Origin of the sequence: Mesorhizobium sp. M8A.F.Ca.ET.202.01.1.1, assembly GCF_004791595.1 — a bacterium.
Classification (GTDB): domain Bacteria; phylum Pseudomonadota; class Alphaproteobacteria; order Rhizobiales; family Rhizobiaceae; genus Mesorhizobium.
In genome coordinates this window covers 1-301 of the sequence record NZ_SRUN01000244.1, presented here as the reverse complement: position 1 = coordinate 301, position 301 = coordinate 1, and the positions used below count along the sequence as shown (strand labels likewise).

Annotated in this window: 1 pseudogene; it reads right to left on the bottom strand. The window is 61.5% G+C overall.

The window, feature by feature from the left end:
- A pseudogene (locus EN845_RS34695) lies at positions 1-276 on the bottom strand (hypothetical protein); the annotation flags it as partial.
- Between the last annotated feature and the right edge of the window lie 25 nt (positions 277-301).

The following is a 301-nucleotide window of genomic DNA, read 5'->3' as shown; positions in this document are numbered from 1 at the left end:
CCCGACGCTGTTGAGCGCGCCCGGCGATGCAATCACCTCAAGGGCGGGATAACGATTCTTCCATGGCTTTGCATCGAGCCGGTGATGATCATTAGGGACGATCAGGAAGGCCGGCTGGCCAAAGGCCTCGATCGCGCGCATCTGCTGGTCGTCGAGCGCGATGGCGCTGAAGATGACGAGCCGTTGGTCGCGCAATCGCACCACGGTCATGCGCCGTGTCATGTTGCCGACTGGCATCGGTATGTCGCCGGTCACCGTCAGAATATTGTCGTCCACAGGAGTGAGCCTGCCATGCGGCAGA